The 17949-nt window shown below is 38.4% G+C and carries 18 protein-coding genes and 2 riboswitches; of the genes, 10 read left to right on the top strand and 8 right to left on the bottom strand.

Translation table 11 applies throughout. The annotated features are described in order from the left end of the window. Window positions 1-31: 31 nt before the first annotated feature. Entirely contained in the window at window positions 32-979 is a 948-nt protein-coding gene (locus IC621_RS09050) for an aldo/keto reductase family protein (RefSeq protein ID WP_191157942.1), read from the bottom strand. 340 nt (window positions 980-1319) lie between these two features. Here IC621_RS09050 and IC621_RS09045 point away from each other — a divergent pair, with 340 nt between their 5' ends. Then, window positions 1320-2051, top strand: coding sequence for a ZIP family metal transporter (locus tag IC621_RS09045; protein WP_191157940.1), 732 nt, complete (start codon window positions 1320-1322; stop codon window positions 2049-2051). 115 nt (window positions 2052-2166) lie between these two features. Here IC621_RS09045 and IC621_RS09040 read toward each other — a convergent pair whose 3' ends face one another. Next, window positions 2167-2415 (bottom strand): aspartyl-phosphate phosphatase Spo0E family protein, encoded by a 249-nt coding sequence (locus IC621_RS09040; RefSeq protein WP_191157938.1) that lies wholly within the window; start codon window positions 2413-2415, stop codon window positions 2167-2169. A gap of 223 nt (window positions 2416-2638) precedes the next feature. On the opposite strand from IC621_RS09040, the gene IC621_RS09035 reads away from it, so the two are divergent. The 4 genes from IC621_RS09035 to IC621_RS09020 all read left to right on the top strand — a co-directional run bounded on the left by IC621_RS09035 (window position 2639) and on the right by IC621_RS09020 (window position 4965). Further along, entirely contained in the window at window positions 2639-3058 is a 420-nt protein-coding gene (locus tag IC621_RS09035; RefSeq protein ID WP_191157936.1) for a YkvA family protein, read from the top strand. A 354-nt stretch (window positions 3059-3412) separates the two neighbouring features. Further along, window positions 3413-3835, top strand: a complete 423-nt coding sequence (gene fosB / locus IC621_RS09030) for a metallothiol transferase FosB (protein WP_191157934.1) — start codon at window positions 3413-3415, stop codon at window positions 3833-3835. A gap of 59 nt (window positions 3836-3894) precedes the next feature. Then, the gene (locus IC621_RS09025) at window positions 3895-4422 is read left to right on the top strand and encodes a type 1 glutamine amidotransferase domain-containing protein (RefSeq protein ID WP_191157932.1); all 528 of its coding nucleotides are present in this window, start codon (window positions 3895-3897) and stop codon (window positions 4420-4422) included. Between the two features lie 153 nt (window positions 4423-4575). After that, window positions 4576-4965, top strand: a complete 390-nt coding sequence (locus tag IC621_RS09020) for a hypothetical protein (protein ID WP_191157930.1) — start codon at window positions 4576-4578, stop codon at window positions 4963-4965. 174 nt (window positions 4966-5139) lie between these two features. Here the strand turns inward: IC621_RS09020 and IC621_RS26415 are convergent, their stop codons facing one another. The 5 genes from IC621_RS26415 to IC621_RS08995 form a co-directional block, all read right to left on the bottom strand. Continuing rightward, complete coding sequence (locus IC621_RS26415) at window positions 5140-5622, bottom strand: hypothetical protein (protein WP_224752423.1); 483 nt, start codon at window positions 5620-5622, stop codon at window positions 5140-5142. Between the two features lie 289 nt (window positions 5623-5911). Continuing rightward, window positions 5912-6445 carry a 1,2-dihydroxy-3-keto-5-methylthiopentene dioxygenase gene (locus tag IC621_RS09010; protein ID WP_191157928.1) on the bottom strand — a complete coding sequence of 178 codons (534 nt, stop codon included), beginning with the start codon at window positions 6443-6445 and terminating at the stop codon, window positions 5912-5914. A gap of 193 nt (window positions 6446-6638) precedes the next feature. Further along, window positions 6639-7250 (bottom strand): methylthioribulose 1-phosphate dehydratase, encoded by a 612-nt coding sequence (locus IC621_RS09005; RefSeq protein WP_191157926.1) that lies wholly within the window; start codon window positions 7248-7250, stop codon window positions 6639-6641. Window positions 7251-7431: 181 nt separating this feature from the next. Continuing rightward, a complete protein-coding gene (mtnW, locus tag IC621_RS09000; RefSeq protein ID WP_191157924.1) occupies window positions 7432-8673 on the bottom strand; it encodes a 2,3-diketo-5-methylthiopentyl-1-phosphate enolase in 1242 nt (413 codons plus the stop codon). 207 nt (window positions 8674-8880) lie between these two features. Beyond that, window positions 8881-8984, bottom strand: a riboswitch (SAM riboswitch). A gap of 73 nt (window positions 8985-9057) precedes the next feature. After that, window positions 9058-10245 carry a pyridoxal phosphate-dependent aminotransferase gene (locus tag IC621_RS08995; RefSeq protein ID WP_191157922.1) on the bottom strand — a complete coding sequence of 396 codons (1188 nt, stop codon included), beginning with the start codon at window positions 10243-10245 and terminating at the stop codon, window positions 9058-9060. Window positions 10246-10344: 99 nt separating this feature from the next. Between IC621_RS08995 and IC621_RS08990 the strand changes: the two genes are divergently transcribed. The 5 genes from IC621_RS08990 (at window position 10345) to IC621_RS08970 (ending at window position 17152) form a co-directional block, all read left to right on the top strand. Beyond that, the gene (locus tag IC621_RS08990) at window positions 10345-11133 is read left to right on the top strand and encodes a carbon-nitrogen family hydrolase (protein WP_191157920.1); all 789 of its coding nucleotides are present in this window, start codon (window positions 10345-10347) and stop codon (window positions 11131-11133) included. 358 nt (window positions 11134-11491) lie between these two features. Further along, window positions 11492-11649, top strand: a riboswitch (SAM riboswitch). 97 nt (window positions 11650-11746) lie between these two features. Continuing rightward, the gene (mtnK, locus tag IC621_RS08985; protein ID WP_191157918.1) at window positions 11747-12937 is read left to right on the top strand and encodes an S-methyl-5-thioribose kinase; all 1191 of its coding nucleotides are present in this window, start codon (window positions 11747-11749) and stop codon (window positions 12935-12937) included. A gap of 143 nt (window positions 12938-13080) precedes the next feature. After that, window positions 13081-14145, top strand: a complete 1065-nt coding sequence (gene mtnA / locus IC621_RS08980; protein WP_191157916.1) for an S-methyl-5-thioribose-1-phosphate isomerase — start codon at window positions 13081-13083, stop codon at window positions 14143-14145. 284 nt (window positions 14146-14429) lie between these two features. After that, window positions 14430-15818: a glycolate oxidase subunit GlcD gene (glcD, locus tag IC621_RS08975; RefSeq protein WP_396652997.1), complete on the top strand. Its 1389-nt coding sequence runs from the start codon at window positions 14430-14432 to the stop codon at window positions 15816-15818. Continuing rightward, the gene (locus IC621_RS08970) at window positions 15815-17152 is read left to right on the top strand and encodes a (Fe-S)-binding protein (protein ID WP_191157912.1); all 1338 of its coding nucleotides are present in this window, start codon (window positions 15815-15817) and stop codon (window positions 17150-17152) included. The genes glcD and IC621_RS08970 overlap by 4 nt, the downstream gene beginning before the upstream one ends. Window positions 17153-17544: 392 nt before the next feature. Here the strand turns inward: IC621_RS08970 and IC621_RS08965 are convergent, their stop codons facing one another. Then, the gene (locus IC621_RS08965; protein WP_191157910.1) at window positions 17545-17790 is read right to left on the bottom strand and encodes a WGxxGxxG family protein; all 246 of its coding nucleotides are present in this window, start codon (window positions 17788-17790) and stop codon (window positions 17545-17547) included. Between the last annotated feature and the right edge of the window lie 159 nt (window positions 17791-17949).

Raw genomic sequence — 17949 nt, 5'->3', positions numbered from 1 at the left:
ATTTATAACGAACATTCAATTTAGGGGTCCCCTAAATAGCCAGGACTTCCTCAATTCTTTCTAATGTTTCAAGAGTCAGCGTAACCGTTGAAGCTTTTGCGTTTTCTTCTACCTGTTCAGGCAAGGAGGCACCTACAAGAGTACTTGCAATATTATGCTGTCTTAATATCCATGCCAGCGCCAGCTGAGCAAGAGTTAATCCGTGCTCTTTTGCGATTCCATCTAAAAGGTCTACTTTTCGAGTGACGATGTCATTGATAATTTTTTTAACCCAGGAATTTACTTCCTCCTTTGAAGCCCTGCTTCCTTGCGGTATGTTGCCTCCTCGATATTTTCCAGTTAGAACACCTTGTTGTAATGGGGACCATGCAACCTGAGATATCCCAATCTTTTCGCATACCGGAATAATCTCATCCTCAATCTCTCGATGAAACATATTGTATTGGGGCTGATTGACAATAATTCTGTCTAATAAATACTTGTCTGAAATGTTGACAGCTTCCTGAATTTGGGCAGCCGTCCATTCACTGACACCTACATATAAAATTTTCCCTTGGCGAATACAGTCATCTATTGCGCGAAGAGTTTCTTCAAGAGGTGTATCGCGGTCATAACGGTGACAATAAAAAATATCAATATAGTCCAAGTCCATCCTCTGTAGGCTTCCATGAACCTGATCCATAATATGCTTACGAGATAACCCCTTATCATTTGGGCCTTCACCCATCGGCCAAAATGCTTTTGTTGTAATCACATATGATTCTCTTGCAAAGTCACGCAAAGCTTTAGAAAGAACTTTTTCTGCTTCTCCAGCTGCATAAACATTCGCACAGTCAAAAAAGTTAATACCCAAGTCATAAGCTTTATGTATGATAGCGGTTGCATCTTGTTCATCAACCGTTTTTCCAAAGGTTAACCAGCTTCCTAAGCTAATTTCACTCACTCTTAAACCAGACCTTCCTAGTTTACGGTAATTCATTCTGCATCCTCCCCTGAATGTCGAAAAATTGTCTTATATCAAATTTATCAGAAATTTCAAAAATGGTAAAGATTCAGCTGAAACAGAAGTTTCGACCAGTCCTCTATTCAAAGTTAATATTTCGACATTTTGGTCATCATTAGCTTGGAAAAGGATTTTTTGGGCACAGTTAAATTTGTACCGACATAATGATAATAGGGAATATTACAAACCGATCTCATATACTTAATTCATTATTTCCGCTATAATAATGCCATTAGTGAACAGCAGGAGATATAGCATTATTAAAATGTTTAACTAAAATGAATCTTTAACTTCAAAGGAATGTAAGAGGTGGAGTATGAACGAGGTCTTCCTTGGAACAACATTATCAGCTTTGGCAACTGGGCTCGGGGCCCTTCCAATTCTCTTTATGGAAAAAACCATCACTCATAGATGGAGAGACATTTTACTTGCTTTTACAGCAGGCATTATGATGACTGCAGCCATGACGGGCTTGATTCCTGAATCATTGAATAATGGCGGAATGATCCAATTATCAATCGGATTATTGTTGGGTGTGCTTACCTTAACAACTTTAGAAAAATCAATACCCCACATTGATCTAAAGCATTCTAAGACAGGCTTGCCTTTTGATGAAAAAGCATTACTTATTATAGCAGCAATTACGCTTCATAACATACCAGAAGGACTGTCAGTTGGGGTCAGTTATTCCCTTGATCAATCAGATACCGGCAATCTTATTGCTTTTGCCATCGGGCTGCAAAATGCTCCTGAAGGTTTTCTTGTTGCCCTCTTTTTAATGAATCAAACCATTCAAAAATGGAAATCATTTTTGATAGCCACACTAACTGGTGCAATTGAAATTGTAGCTGGTCTTCTTGGCTATTACTTAACAACATTTATTGGGACGCTCGTCCCCTACGGATTAGCTTTCGCAGCAGGGGCCATGCTTTTTATTATTTATAAAGAATTAATTCCCGAGAGCCATGGAGATGGCAATGAGAGAAATGCTACTTATTCATTTATTGTCGGGATTTTATTTATGATACTTCTCATAGAAGCATTTTAATAGGTAAAGAGAGAGCGATTTGTTAGGCTTTAATTCTTGGAGATAAGAACTATTCATCAATAAAAAAAAGGTTGACTCGTGGGCAAGATTAAAATCCATGCCGAGCCAGCCTTTATTATTTTTCTGCATTTAACACATACTTGTCTTTAAAGGTCCAGCTTTTCATCTTTGTTACGAACTCTTGAAAGGGTCCATAAACTCTTTGCTCTTCTTCTAAAAGTAATTGTTGGTATTTATTTAAAAGCTTGTCCAGGTCTTGACTGCACCTGACAACCTCTGAGCTTGTTAGACCGTGTGTTTCAGCAGATTCCATCATCAGCTTTCTTTTTTCATTTATTATTGTCATTAATTGTTCTTTTTCCATACGCATTCACCTCTTTTTTTAAAATAAAATCGATTCAGGTATTAATAGCGTACTTGTGCATTATTACAGATTATACTAAATTTGTAAATAGAAACGCAAAATTAGACAATTTTTTATAGTGAGAATGTGACAATTTTTTATCAAAAGTTAGTTATCAATTCCCTTTTTATTCCTTGTTTAAACTTTCTAAAAAAGGATATTTCATAATAGAAGAGGTGATCATATGTTTTCAAATATTATCAAAGCGATTGAACCGAAAGCAAAAAGATTTTTGAATAGTAAAAAGAAAACAAACTCATTACTAAAACAATCTGAAGCGAAAGGAAATGAAAAGGAAGGAGAATTGAAAGGCAGCTGGAGAACTTTAAGGACGTTTGTTGAAGCAATCAAAGCTTGGAAATCCGGAGAATATCCCCACTTCCCGAAGAAATCGGTTGTCATCATTGTAGCTGCCCTTATCTATTTTGTAACTCCTATAGACCTTGTACCTGATTTTTTAATTGGACTTGGTATATTAGATGATGCAGCAGTCCTAGCTTTTGTAGCCAATCAAATAAAAAAAGATCTAAATAAATTTGATGAATGGAAACAGCAGCAAAGTAAGACGATAACAGTTGATATGGAAGAAGAGTCTAAAAAATGATTGGCTGTCCATTGTTTAACAAAAAAATTAGTGCACCTGAAACGAATTGTATGGTTATGATGGGATAATTGTCCTGTTATTGTGATTATTATACCGTTATCTGATTTTTTGCACCGTTACTTGGATATTTGCACCGTCATCCGATTTTTTGCACCGTTATCCGGATAATTGCACCGTAACCTGATTATTTGCACTGGTATCGGATTGCAGCCTATTCTTTCTGGTTTGAAGATATTGTGAGATGACCAGGACCTATTTTTTACCGATATTTGTTGAGAATTAATGATTCAAAAGTTTTCATCCTTATTTTATATACTAAGTCTAGTCAATAATATAATCCAAAAGGTGATGACTATGAAGCTAAATGGTGTGAACCATCTATTATTCTCAGTTTCTAGTTTATCTCAATCTATATTATTTTATGAAAAGGTTTTGAAAGCAAAACTGCTTGTAAAAGGAAACTCGACAGCCTATTTTGACTTAGATGGTTTGTGGCTTGCATTAAATGAAGAGCCTGATATCCCTAGGTCTGAAATCCATGCTTCCTATACCCACCTTGCCTTTTCGATTAGCGAAGAGGATTATGGCAGGTGGCTTGAGCATTTACAAGCCAACGATGTACATATTTTAAGAAACAGGGAACGACATGAAAAAGATAAAAAATCAATCTATTTTACAGATCCTGATGGTCACAAATTTGAGCTCCATACTGGAACTTTAATGGACCGGCTGGCGTATTATAAACAAGAAAAACCGCATATGACTTTTTTTGACTAAAAAGGGTTTGCTTTGGACTAGCTTGAAGTGGATGGTATACTGAAGCTGGAGGTGTTCACATGCGTTTAAAAGATAAAAAAGTGATTGCACTTGTGAGTGAGGATTTTGAAGATCTTGAGCTTTGGTATCCTGTTCTTCGTTTAAGAGAAGAAGGCGCAACAGTCCATTTAGTTGGTGAAAAAGCAAACGTCACATACAAGGGAAAGTACGGAGTGCCTGCTGAATCTGACTTATCTTTTCAGGATGTTCAAGCAGATGGTTATGATGCGATTTTAGTTCCAGGCGGATGGGCCCCTGATAAGCTTAGAAGATATCCTGAAGTGTTGGAAATGGTACGACAAATGGATCAAGCGAAAAAACCGATCGGACAGATTTGCCATGCCGGCTGGGTATTAATTTCAGCAGGAATCCTCCAAGGTAGAAAAGTAACCAGTACACCAGGGATAAAGGATGATATGACAAATGCTGGGGCAGCTTGGTATGATGAGGCTGTCATCGTCGATGAACATATTATTTCCTCAAGACGCCCACCGGATCTCCCACCATATGTGAGAGCATTCGCAGATGTTTTGGCTGGTGAAAAATAAAGCCCATAGGACGACAAAGATGATTTTCTTTGTCGTCCTTTTTTGTGAGATCAGAAAGTTTGAGATGTTAGGTGAAACTCATATGGCACCAAAGGCAAGCATTTTCACATAAGATGATAAGAAATAAATTCTCATGGAAGAAGGTGACTTGTTATGTACTACCCACGATATAATTACTATGGACATCAACGATTTCAAAAACATCCAATTGTTTATTCCTACCCATTTTCATCCTTACGTCAATATCCTCCTGTGGATATTACGATATTTTCTCAATCAGTGAAAACATTTAGGGTTATAATGAAACAAGGTGAACTTTTATTAGATAAGCTGGGTGACACCGCCTTTTCTCATAAGCTCATGGATGCTGCCCAGCGCGGAAATCAAGCTGAAGTGGACCGTTTAATTAAGGGGATCGGCGGCTTAAACGTACCCGTTCAAGTTCGTTATACACCATCAGCCATCATTTTTAACCTTCAACCTCCTGCAGAAGAAAGTACTGATTGCTGTACATTAACGGTCACACTCAAATGGGGACAATAACTAAAATTTCATATTAAAAGGGTTAAATTGAAAGGCTGGGAAAAGTTAATATCTACAATTGAGGATTGATTATTATCAGGGGAAAGTATCGAAAAAACGACCTAGAACACTAAATCTCTCCTTTGAATTAAAGAAAAACATCCTGTGTAAATAGCAAAAGTCAGGTTTAACTGCCTACTGTCTACTTAAACTTTCTATTTCAGACTCTGCCTTGAAAACTCTTTTATTTAACACTTCAGTTTTATCATCAACATAATCAACGATTCTCTCTGTGTAAGCACCTAAACTATCTATTAGATTCTTTTGCAATCTTTCTTGGCCTTCTTCCAGTCTTTTTTGTCCTTGTTTTATCTCATTAATATCAGAACGCATTCCTTTTAATTCACTAATATCAGCAGCTTGCATCTCTTTTAATCCATTAATATCAGAGCGCATCTCTTTTAACCCACTAATATCAGAACGCATCTCTTTTAATCTACTAATATCAGAGCGCATCTCTTTTAACCCACTAATATCAGAGCGCATCTCTTTTAATCCACTAATATCAGAGCGCATTTCTTTTAACCCACTAATATCAGAGCGCATCTCTTTTAATCCACTAATATCAGAACGCATTTTTTTAAGCTCATTAAGTATTTGATCCAATGTTGTTTCCAAGTTTATTTCCTCCCTTCTCAATAATATTTTTATTATATCATCCTTTTCTATGGGAACGAAAAAATGATTAGAATATCCCGCGCCGATATGATTGCAAATGATTCCCGTTTAATGTGGATTCTGAAAAATGATAGAGCATGAACCGTTGAAAGAATATTTCAAGCAGCTAGGGTACAATGAATTAAAATAGGGATAACCACAAGGGGCTTTATTCAATCAGACCCCTCCGTGAAGTTATCCCTTACAAATTTTTTAAATTCTCAGATGTTACTTAACTATCTGCCAATATTTATAGTTCGGATTTTTCTTCCTCGTAAATTGGTACCCAGCCTTCTGTTGTCACAAAAATTCTGATTGCGACCACACGACGGTCTTCCTGGAGTGTGAAATAATGCCTAGTGTTTTCAGGAACAGAAATAAGGTCTCCAGGATTTAATTCCACATCGAAAAACTCTCCATCTTTTCCTTGAATAACAAAAATGCCGTGTCCGCTAACAATAAAACGAACCTCATCATCTGTATGGTGATGCTCTTGCATGAAGTTTTTTAATAGCTCTTCCAAATTTGGAGTACTTTCAGATAAGGAGATTACATCCTGAGCTTTATACCCTCTTCTCTCAGAGATATCGGCGATTTCTCGTTTAAACGTTCCAAGAATTTCGTCTTTTTCATCATCTGTTAAAGAATAATTTTCTGTTAAATGGGAAGGCAGCTTTTCAATGTCCCAATGTTCATAAATAACCTCCTGCTCGGAAAGGAACTGCTCGACCTCTTTTTGATCTGTAATTTTCTTATTTGTTTCTTGAAAACGAATAGTTGCCATTTTTTATTCCTCCTCATATTTATTTAAGCTATTTTTCGAAACGTTGGTGCTTTAATCCTCCATCAACAGGGGTTTTTCTACTTTCCAACTGATTGATGTGAGATCAAAAGCAATCCCCAATTTATTAAAAGTCACTCTAATTTGATAACAGGCACAACTTCACGAAGAGATCCTCCAGTTAATACTTTCCGTTCTACCTGAACAATCGTAGTTTAAGATGATAAGAAAACAAAAATTCAAAAGCCTCTAAATATTTTTTAGCCTCTAAAGCATTTCTGCCCCAAACAGTGATCCCATGATTTCGAATGAGAACTGCTCCCGCATCTGTCTTTACATGCTCACTAAAGGCAGTTGCCAAGGCGGGGATGTGTGCAAAATTAGGAATAATAGGAATTGAAATCATTGCATCCTCTTCCCACAATCCAAATGCTTTGATAATTTCCTGGCCTGTGAACTGAATAGAACCTATATCACCATAAAGTTCTGAAATAACATTGTTGTCTACAGTATGAACGTGTAAGCTGCAGCCTGCATTTGTCCGTTGGTAAATTTCAACGTGCAGCAATGTTTCAGCTGATGGCTTCAGCTTTGTATCCGTTGCAGGCTCGCCCTTGCTATTTACGAGCAAGAAGTCCTCCTCTGTTTCTTTTCGTTTATCCTTACCGCTTGCCGTTACAAGAAAGGTTGCCGGCTCGTCATCGACCTTAATGGCAAGATTCCCGCTTGTTGCAGGAAACCAGTCCCGTTCAGCAAGCTCCCTTTTTATAGCTGCCAGCTCATTCCATCTTTGCTGAAATAGCTCCAACCGATCACCTCCTCATTAATTTGCTTGATTTTGTAACCTGTGATCCGGTTAATATCCTTCATTAGTCAGGCAACGATTAAGCTGGGATGTGATACCTGAACAAACTGGGACACACCGATTGAACTTATTTAATAATCTGTTAGTGCGGAAAGCAGTAATCTATTGAAAAAGAGCTGATTTTTCACTTAGCCACCACCGGCTCTCCCCATAGGTCTAAAGCAAGTTTTAAATCCTCTGACTGGCTTGCTCTAGCGGATAAAGATTCGTTCGTTAATACAGCAGCAATTGCTTCCCGGAACGCATTTCCGCCGCCTTTTGCCCCATTTGGATGACCATGAATCCCGCCTCCCGCATTAATGACACTCTCTATTCCAAAGTCTTGAATTAATAGGGGGACAAGTCCAGGATGAATTCCTGCTGATGGAACAGGAAAAGATTGTTTCACATTTTCTTTTTGCGTATTAAATTGAGCAATTTTAAGTGCTTCTCCCCTTTCCAATGCTACGCTTCCATATGGTGAAGGAAAAAGCGAAAGATCTGCACCGGCATAGCGAACCAGCTTTCCAAGTAATAGGCTGGAAGAAAAACCAAAAAGGGAGGAAGAAGTAAATGCCCCTGTTACAGCCGGATGGGCCATAATTGGGATCGGAATCTCTTTGTCTTCTGCTAAGCTTTGCAGGACATCTAAACCGTATGCAAAAACATTAAACAGCAGCATATCTGCCCCTAGGTCAACTGCCTTTTTGGCTTTATCCTTTAAATCAAAAGTTCTCCCTGTTAAATTTACGGCATAAAGTGTTCTTTTACCTGTTTCCTCATATACACTTTTTAAAACATCTTTTCCTGTTTCGATTCTTTTTTCAAAAGGAGTTAATTCATTTTCAAACAAGATTTCATCATCTTTTACGAGATCCACTCCTCCTAAGGCTTGCTGTTTAAGCTGCTCTGCTAAGTAGGGTAAATCTCTGCCTATTACCCCTTTGAAAATACTCATTAAAAGAGGCCTGTCAAAGACTTTTACTTTATTTATTATTCCCTCAATTCCTAATTTCGGACCAGGGAAGCCTGCTTTTAAATCATCAGAAAACTCTAAATCGATCAGTTTTACTTCACCATCAAGTGATAGCTTTCCAAAAGCTGTAACAAGTATAGCCGGCAAATCAGGGCTGTAGTTAGCGGCAGGATAAGCGATTTTAATAAGTCCTCGTGAAACACTTTTCTTTAAATAAACATTTACAGCTTCATCCTCAGGCAGCTCTTTCACTTCCATTACTCTGCCCTTATGTTTTTTCAATTGCTCCTGTTCGAGTTTTGGCAAGTCGGTCCATGAACCAACCGTTAGTCCCAGCGCAATTCCTTCTGCTTTCTTTTGCAAGTTTTTTTTAATGTCGTGTACTAGATACGTGGCTATGACTTCGCCCATTTTCAACACCTTCTTTTCATAATATAAAATTGCTGTTTTCAAGCTTTCACCTTGAGAGTTAACGAGCTTCCCGAAGTTGAGGATGGATATGAGACTTGTGCAATCTGCGACTCGCCGATTGTTCAGGCAGTCTCTTATAATAAACTTATCAAATTAAAAAACCTCTTCACCGTACCAAGCGAGAAGAGGTTTTATCTATGTAACAAATCCTTATCTCTCAGCTTTGCTGCAAGATTTAGCACCGTGCTTAACTTGTTAAGTCGGTTGCCGGGTATCATCGGGCCAGTCCCTCCACCTGCTCTTGATAAGAAAATAACTATTCACTTTTTCAAAGATGATGTAATTGCAATTTGGATTATGACAGCAATTGTTTTCCTTGTCAACTCATTTTCCTACCTTTTTAAAGATTTCTAATTTGCTGATTCTCTCAACTGCTTCTTGGATTCTTTCCTCATCAGTCAGTAAACCGACTCTTACAAATCCTTCTCCATGCGTCCCAAATCCTATTCCCGGCGCGACTACTACATGGGCTTTTTCGAACAATAAATCAGCAAATTCCTCAGAAGTAAATCCTTCAGGAACTGGCAGCCAGGCAAAGAAAGATCCTTTTGGAGCCTCCGCTTCCCAGCCAATTTTATCCAGCTCCTTAAATAACGTATTTCTTCTTGCTTCGTAAAGAGCAGTTAATTCTTCTACACACCTTTGAGAATCTAACAACGCAGTCGCAGCCGCTTCTTGAATAGCACTAAATACACTGACATACATATGATCCTGAAAAAGATTAATGGCTTCAATAACACTTTCATTTCCGACCGCGAATCCGATTCTCCATCCAGCCATATTGTAAGTTTTTGAGAGCGTATAAATCTCTATCCCAACCTCTTTCGCACCGTCTACTTGCAAAAAGCTTATTGGTTTTTTCTTATCAAAACCAATTGCACCATATGCAAAATCATGAACAACACAAATATCGTTCTTTTTAGCCAAACGAATTGTTTCTTCAAAAAAATCACTAGTAGCAGCCGCTCCAGTCGGATTATTCGGATAGTTTAAGAACATTAATTTTGCTTGCTGCAATCGTTCCTCTGGGATTTCATTGTAGTCTGGAAGGAATTCATTTTCAGATCGCAAACACATGCTGTGCATTTTCGCTTTAGCAAGCTCAATGCCTGACCAATAATCAGGATAGCCCGGATCAGGAACTAAAGCCAAATCTCCAGGATTTAATAAGCATTGCGGAACTTCAACTAATCCTGCTTTTCCACCGAACAATACGGCTACTTCTTTTTCAGGATCAAGTTTAACACCATACTCCCGCCAATAAAATTCAGCAACAGCTTCCTTTAAAAAAGATTGCCCCCTGAAAGGAGAATATTTGTGAAAGATCGGATTCTCTACGGCTTTTTGCAAGGATTGAACAATATGATCTGGTGTCGGCTGATCTGGATTACCTTGCCCAAGGTTTATCACATCAAATCCTTGTCCTACCTTCAAACTTACTTTTTGTGCAAGTGACGCAAAAAACTGTTTTGGTAATGCTTTCAACAAATCGGATTGTTCAAATTGCTTCATTTTTTCACCTACTCAAAAATTTCTTGAAATTCTAGTCAAAAATCATATAATGTTAATACGAAAATGTAAAGGATTATTTTTATAAATGGGGTAGTCATTATGAACTTAACTATATCATGTTTGCAGATCAATATTGCTTTTGGAGATCCTGAGAAGAATTTCAAACAAGTTTCCCAGGAAATAGAAAAGACAGTAATTACGTCAAAACCAGATATCATTGTTTTACCAGAGCTTTGGACAACAGGCTATGATTTAACGAGGTTAGATGAAATTGCCGACGAAAACGGTGCAGTCTCCATGAAATTTCTTTCTGAGCTTGCGAAAAAATATTCTGTAAACCTTGTTGGGGGCTCCATTGCTAAAAAAGTAAAAGAAAATGTAACAAACACGATGTTCACTTTCAACCGTGAAGGACATCTTATTCATGAATACAGCAAAGCCCATCTTTTTCAGCTTATGGATGAACATTTGTATTTAAAAGGAGGAAACAAAACCGGATTGTTCACACTTGAAAATATTCCGAGTGCAGGAATGATTTGCTATGATATTCGATTTCCTGAATGGCTGCGAGCGCATACCACGAAGGGAGCACAAGTTCTTTATGTAGTTGCTGAGTGGCCGCTTGCCCGTTTGTACCACTGGAGGAGTCTTCTCATTGCTAGAGCAATTGAAAACCAGTGCTATGTTGTGGCATGTAATCGAGCAGGAGCTGATCTGAAGAATGCGTTTGCTGGTCATTCAATGATCATTGACCCTTGGGGAGAAATTATCGCTGAAGGCTCAGAAGAACCTGAAACGATTACAGCAGAAATTGACCTAAATAAAGTCATCGAAGTCCGCAAACAAATTCCAATCTTCAATGACAGGAGAAAAGAGCTGTATGATTAATAATAAATGCTGTTTTGGTACTCCTTTGTCATTTTAACAATAGTATTCCCACCTAGACCTTTTTCTTCTCCTTGGTGTGTGGGGTGTGATGTGAAATTTGAAGCAATCAGTGACTCACCGATTGCCTTTATTAAGCGGCTTTTAGAAGAGAGTTCTAGCTGCCTTCTAAAAACAAGCCTAACTTTTCCATTTGACTCAAAAAACTTATTGACAAATGGAAAAAATTCCTGTTATGATTTTAGGCAAGCAATCTACATGCACATGATGTACTGGCTTTTATGTTTGCCATTGGACTTGGCGGCTTTCAGCAAGAGTTCCATGTTACTAGCATTATCTTTTACAAATGAATAATATGAATCTCTTATCGAGAGTTGGGAGAGGGACTAGGCCCGTCGACCCCAACAGCAACCGACCGTAATGCCATCAAAGATGGAGCGCAAAAGAAAGAGCGCTAAGGTTTACCTTTAAGGCACGGTGCTAATTCCAGCAGAAAGATTTCTTTCTGGAAGATGAGAGGTGAGAAGACAAATCTTCAAGCCTCTTTCCTAGCAGAAAGAGGCTTTTCTATTAGCCTTGAAAAGCCTCTAACATTATTTTTAGGAGGAATAAAACTATGGCTGTTGCGATATCATCCATTTATGAACCTTTAACAGAAAACAAGTCAATTGAACTAGTAAAGCGACTCGGTTTATTTGATCAAACAAGTCAGTTAACGTCGAAGGAAATTGGTGATGGAAATTTAAATTTGGTCTTTCACATACAAGATGCCTTAACGAAAAAAGGATTGATTGTAAAGCAGGCATTGCCTTATGCAAAAGTAGTCGGTGAGAGCTGGCCATTAACGATAGATCGAGCGCGAATTGAAAGCAGTGCATTAATGAAGCAAGCAGAATATGTTCCCGATCTTGTCCCAAAGGTTTTTTACACAGATAATACCTTTGCGATCACCATAATGGAGGATTTATCTGAATTACAAATAGCCCGCAGGGGACTTATTGAAGGCAAATCATTTCCTCTGCTGTCAGAGCATATTGGAAGGTATTTGGCTAAAACCTTGTTCTACACCTCAGATTATGCCTTAGACCCTCAAGAGAAAAAAAGGCTGGTTAAGCAATTTTCGAACCCAGAGCTTTGTAAAATCACGGAAGACTTAGTATTTACAGATCCGTTTTTTGATTATGACACGAACGATTTTGAAGAAGAATTACGTCCCTCCGTAGAGAAAATCTGGGAAGATACACCTTTAAAATTAGAAATAGCAAAATTAAAACGAAAATTTTTGACTGAGGCAGATACGCTTGTACATGGGGATTTACATACAGGCAGTATTTTTGCAAATAGAACGGAAACGAAAGTTATCGATCCAGAATTTGCTTTTTATGGTCCATTCGGATTTGATTTGGGTCACTTTATTGCAAACCTGTTACTTAATGCCCTTTCTAGAAAACCAGAAAATCGAATAGAATTATTCAATCATATTCATAAAACCTGGGAGGTTTTTGTAGAGGAGTTTTCTTTTGCTTGGAAGAAAGATAGTATAGAAGCTTATGCAACCATACCTGGTTATTTGGACCACGTGTTAGAAAAAGCCTTTGAGGATGCAGTCGGCTTTGCAGGCTGTGAAATCATTCGCCGTACAATCGGTTTAGCTCATGTAGCAGACCTTGATTCTATTGTTCCATTTAATCAAAGAATTGCTGTGAAGGAAAATGCATTGGCATTAGGCAGTGAGCTTATTCGGAAGCGGGAAACTCTTATAAACACAAAAGCAATTATCGAAATTTTCACGAAGGTTACTAGTTAGAAAAGCGGAAGCGCCTTGATCAGCCTAGGGCTTGTGACCTCAGGCGGGCTAGGCGCTGCAGCTAGACAAAAACAGCTCTCTTTCACACAATTACACTTTAATCAACTTAAACTTCTTACACTGCATAAAAGGGGAGAAATAAAATGGCCATTACATCTACAATTCCACGTTCAGTCGAATGGAAGGAAACTTATATTTCTCTATTAGATCAACAGAAGCTCCCTCATACAACTGAATTTTTGGAGCTTAAGGAGCTTCAAGAAGTATGGGATGCCATCAAGCAGCTGAAAGTACGCGGTGCCCCGGCTATCGGGATAACGGCTGCCTTTGGCTTGGCACTTCACACCTCATCCTTGACAGTCGAAACTTTAGAAGATTTTCAGATAAGACTTAAAGAAGCCCGTGATTATTTGACAAATTCAAGACCAACAGCCGTAAATTTAGTTTGGGCTGTTGACAGACTTGTTAAAAGGGTAGAGCATGCAAAGTCAATCAACGAGGCAAAAACAAATCTCATCCACGAAGCGATTCAAATTCAAATTGAAGATGAGGAAGTATGCCGGCAGATCGGTGAAAATGCTCTCCCTCTTTTTAAAAAAGGGGACCAGGTTATGACAATTTGCAATGCAGGTTCCATCGCTACCGCTCGTTATGGTACTGCCCTTTCCCCCTTTTATCTAGCAAAAGAAAAGGGAAAAGAATTAAAAGTCTTTGCTTGTGAAACAAGACCAGTCCTGCAGGGAGCTCGATTAACAGCATGGGAATTAATGCAAGCTGATGTTGATGTTACATTGATTACGGACAATATGGCCGCTCATACAATTAAGGAAAAAGGAATCAAGGCCATCATTGTCGGTGCAGACCGCATTGCTCAAAATGGAGATACAGCCAATAAAATTGGAACGTTCAATCTCGCTATCTTGGCAAAAGCATTTCAAATCCCATTTTATGTGGCTGCTCCACTTTCGACCTTTGATTTCACCATTCAATCAGGAAAAGAAATTCCAATTGAGGAACGTGACCGAGCGGAAGTCATTACAATAAATGGGCACAAAATTGCTCCTGAAGACGTGAAAGTATACAATCCAGCGTTCGATGTCACTCCTAATAGGTATATTACTGGCATTATCACAGAAAAAAGAGTCCTTCAAGGCAATCTCACCGAGGAAATTGCCAAATTAAAAACAGAGTCAAGTACTGTTAACTAAAAATAAGGGTAGAGAAGCAAATGCTTACTCTATCCTTATTATTTTCTGGTCAATTTTTGATACTTCGTACTTCAAATACCCCGCTGTTAATCTTGTTTTTTTCCAACATAACATCCTATTTTCCTAGATGGTTTTTTGGATGTTTATATAAAAATTTACAATAAAACGGTATTGATTTCATATGAATATACATAGTTTAATTTACTTATTTTTTTTATCATAAAAATAGAGTACAGATTTAATTTGAAAGGATGGTTTTTTTGCTATCATGTGAGGTAAAATTAATGCTTTGTAATATAGTAGGTTCGGAAAATTTCGATGACTCAAAGGTCGGCAGACTTGTGTATTCATACGATGCTACCCCACAATTTCAATCCTTGCCGGATGCAGTGATTGCGCCAAGAAATAAGGATGAAGTTGCAGAAATTGTAAGGGTTTGCAATAAACATCATATCCCAATTGTACCAAGAGGTTCTGGAACAAATCTTTGTGCTGGGACATGTCCAACAGAAGGCGGAATTGTCCTTCTTTTTAAACATATGAATTCCATTTTAGAAATTGATGAGGAAAACCTCACTGTCACAGTTCAACCAGGAGTTGTAACACTAGATTTGATTCATGCAGTTGAAGAAAAAGGTTTATTTTACCCGCCTGACCCAAGCTCAATGAAAATCTCAACGATCGGCGGCAACATCAATGAAAATTCCGGGGGCTTACGCGGACTTAAATATGGGGTAACACGGGATTATGTGATCGCTTTGGAGATTGTATTAGCAAATGGAGACATCATCCGCACAGGAGGTAAGCTTGCAAAGGATGTGGCAGGCTATGATTTAACCCGGCTTTTTGTCGGTTCAGAAGGCACTCTTGGAATTGTGACGGAAGCAACACTTAAGCTTATCCCCATTCCGGAAGCAAAGATGACCATGCTGGCACTCTATCAAGACCTTGAAGCAGCTGCTAAAACCGTCTCAAAAATCATTGCTAATAAAATCATTCCAACCACACTAGAGTTTCTCGATCAGCCAACGCTTGAGGTTGTTGAGGCTCATGCTCAAATTGGCTTACCAACAGATGTAAAAGCGGTTCTTCTTATTGAACAAGATGGTCCGATCGAAGTCGTGAAACGCGATATGGCTAAGATGGCAGATATATGTAAACTTGAGAATGCTGTTTCTGTTAAAGTGGCAGGATCTGAAACAGAGGCAAATGGTCTGCGTACAGCACGACGGTCTGCACTTTCTGCTTTATCACGGTTAAAACCTACAACCATATTAGAGGATGCAACCGTACCGCGTTCCGAAATAGCGAAAATGGTGAAAGCTACGAATGAGATTGCTGAGAAGTATGAGCTTACTATTTGTACATTTGGTCATGCTGGTGATGGAAATCTCCATCCAACATGTTTAACAGATGTTCGAAACCATGAAGAAATTGAACGTGTCGAAAAAGCCTTTGAAGAAATTTTTATAAAGGCAATTGAGCTTGGCGGCACCATTACTGGTGAACATGGTGTAGGTGTCATGAAAGCACCTTATTTAGAATTGAAGCTTGGTGAGGCAGGAATTGCAGCAATGAAGGCAATAAAAGAGTCTCTTGATCCGAATAACATCATGAATCCAGGTAAAGTGTTCGCTAAAGACGATCGAAAACGAGTGGTGGTTACGAAATGACAACAGGTAAAGAACGGGAATACATTCAACAACAATTTAAAGAGCGAATGAATGAAGACGAACTTCTAAACTGTATGCGCTGCGGTTTTTGTTTACCTACATGTCCAACTTATATCGATTCAGGTTTTCAAGAATCTCATTCACCAAGGGGCAGACTTGCCGTCATGAAAGCAGTTGTAGATGGTGTAATAGAACCTGATGAAGATGTTGAACGTTCACTAAATGTGTGTTTAGGTTGCAGAGCATGTGAGCCTGTTTGTCCATCAGGTGTTAACTATGGCCATTTACTTGAAGAAGCGCGTGATATTATTAATCAAAACAAAAAGCACTCATTACCTGTAAGAACGATTCGGAGGGCAGTATTTGAAGGTCTTTTTCCCTATCAAAATCGAATGCGTTTATTGACTGGCTTAATCGGTTTCTATCAGCGCTCAGGACTGCAGAGAATGGTACGATCAAGTGGAATGATGAAGATGTTCCCTGAGAGCATGTCGTCGATGGAAAGAGTACTTCCTGAAGTTCCGACGATGAAAGAAATGAAAAATCGTCCATCCTATCTTCCTGCTAAATCAACGATAAAAAAACGTGTAGCTTTTTTCTCGGGTTGTCTAATGGATACAATGTTTATGAAAACCAATGACTCTACAATGAAACTATTACAACTAGCAGGCTGTGAAATCGTCATTCCGAAAGAACAAGCGTGCTGTGGAGCCTTACATGGACACAGTGGAGAAAAAAATGCTGCAAAAGAACTTGCAAAACGAAACATAAAAGCATTTGAAGACTTACAGATTGACTACATTATTACAAATGCTGGAGGATGCGGTGCATTTTTAATGGATTATGACCATCTTCTTAAAGATGAGCCTGAATGGGCGGAGCGTGCCAAACAGTTTTCACTGAAGTTAAAAGATATATCTAGTATTCTAGTTGATCTACAGTTCCATAAAAGAAACTTGAGTTTACAAGCACAAGTAATCACTTACCAAGATTCGTGTCATTTAAAGAACGTAATGAAAACATCCTCTGAACCTCGTACGCTTTTAAAATCAATTGATCATATAGAATATCGTGAAATGAAGGAAGCTGATCGATGTTGTGGTTCAGCTGGCATCTATAATATTGTCGAATCGGAAATGTCAATGAAAATTCTCGACACCAAAATGGAATCAGCTAAAGCAACGGAAGCGACGACAATTGTAACCGCTAACCCTGGCTGTTTGCTGCAAATGAAGCTCGGCATTGAACGTGAAGGTCTTACAGGCAAAGTACGTGCTGTTCATATTGCCGATCTATTGCTTGAAGCTGAACAATCGTCCTTTAATTCTATTTAAATAACTTTATTCCTCCCCCGCTTTTGTGAAATGGGGAATATCATTATCGAAAATTGTTCGTCAGAAATGAGCCCGTTTCATTAAGTATCACTTCACCAGAGATATAATCGCCGGTTCGTATAGCTGATTACATGGTGTTGTTCCCATGGACTCCCTATGCCGATTGATAGCCGATGTATGCCGGGTCGTCATCTATCCGGCAAGTTCCTTCTTCATGCCGGCTGCTGCCTGGCAGTGGTCTGCCACGCTCGCAAATAGAAGCTAACAACCTAAATGTAGTAGGTCATTAGCTTTTTTTCACTTTAACGGACTTTAACAATGTTCTAATTAACTCCATTCTTTATTTAGCTTTTTCTATGACTAAAGACATACCTTTCTATGGTATGTCTTTATTAACGAGCTTCTCTTTCTCTTCTTCTAAGACCAAACAGACCTGCTAATCCTAATAAACCGAGCCATTCCCAATTTGTATCATTTTGATTGGCGTCTGCAGCTGTAGTTACATTCCGAGTCATAACATCATCATTGTTATTTGCTCTATTCATATTATTGTTATTGTCTTCCGCATGGGCAGTTACGCCTAGAGCCATCATAGTTAAAGTTAATGTACATAAAATAGAAGATACTTTTTTCTTCATGGTTTAACCTCCTTTCATAATAAGTAATGTCTCCAGCTTCATTGAACACTATTCCTTAAAGACGCTTAGGTTAAAATTAGAAAATATACCTTTAACAACCATCATTAGAAAGGACGAATAGCTTTACTCCCTCTTTGAGAATATAAAAAAGTGGCCAAA

Origin of the sequence: Metabacillus arenae (assembly GCF_014773385.1) — a bacterium.
Lineage (GTDB): Bacteria > Bacillota > Bacilli > Bacillales > Bacillaceae > Metabacillus_D > Metabacillus_D arenae.
This window is presented reverse-complemented; position numbering and strand designations above follow the sequence as displayed.

Bases quoted from the DNA above. Each gene is read 5' to 3' on its own strand.
- IC621_RS09050 (WP_191157942.1), bottom strand. From the start codon at position 979: ATGAATTACCGTAAACTAGGAAGGTCTGGTTTAAGAGTGAGTGAAATT.
- IC621_RS09045 (WP_191157940.1), top strand. From the start codon at position 1,320: ATGAACGAGGTCTTCCTTGGAACAACATTATCAGCTTTGGCAACTGGG.
- IC621_RS09040 (WP_191157938.1), bottom strand. From the start codon at position 2,415: ATGGAAAAAGAACAATTAATGACAATAATAAATGAAAAAAGAAAGCTG.
- IC621_RS09035 (WP_191157936.1), top strand. From the start codon at position 2,639: ATGTTTTCAAATATTATCAAAGCGATTGAACCGAAAGCAAAAAGATTT.
- fosB (WP_191157934.1), top strand. From the start codon at position 3,413: ATGAAGCTAAATGGTGTGAACCATCTATTATTCTCAGTTTCTAGTTTA.
- IC621_RS09025 (WP_191157932.1), top strand. From the start codon at position 3,895: ATGCGTTTAAAAGATAAAAAAGTGATTGCACTTGTGAGTGAGGATTTT.
- IC621_RS09020 (WP_191157930.1), top strand. From the start codon at position 4,576: ATGTACTACCCACGATATAATTACTATGGACATCAACGATTTCAAAAA.
- IC621_RS09010 (WP_191157928.1), bottom strand. From the start codon at position 6,445: ATGGCAACTATTCGTTTTCAAGAAACAAATAAGAAAATTACAGATCAA.
- mtnW (WP_191157924.1), bottom strand. From the start codon at position 8,673: ATGGGCGAAGTCATAGCCACGTATCTAGTACACGACATTAAAAAAAAC.
- IC621_RS08995 (WP_191157922.1), bottom strand. From the start codon at position 10,245: ATGAAGCAATTTGAACAATCCGATTTGTTGAAAGCATTACCAAAACAG.
- IC621_RS08990 (WP_191157920.1), top strand. From the start codon at position 10,345: ATGAACTTAACTATATCATGTTTGCAGATCAATATTGCTTTTGGAGAT.
- mtnK (WP_191157918.1), top strand. From the start codon at position 11,747: ATGGCTGTTGCGATATCATCCATTTATGAACCTTTAACAGAAAACAAG.
- mtnA (WP_191157916.1), top strand. From the start codon at position 13,081: ATGGCCATTACATCTACAATTCCACGTTCAGTCGAATGGAAGGAAACT.
- glcD (WP_396652997.1), top strand. From the start codon at position 14,430: ATGCTTTGTAATATAGTAGGTTCGGAAAATTTCGATGACTCAAAGGTC.
- IC621_RS08970 (WP_191157912.1), top strand. From the start codon at position 15,815: ATGACAACAGGTAAAGAACGGGAATACATTCAACAACAATTTAAAGAG.
- IC621_RS08965 (WP_191157910.1), bottom strand. From the start codon at position 17,790: ATGAAGAAAAAAGTATCTTCTATTTTATGTACATTAACTTTAACTATG.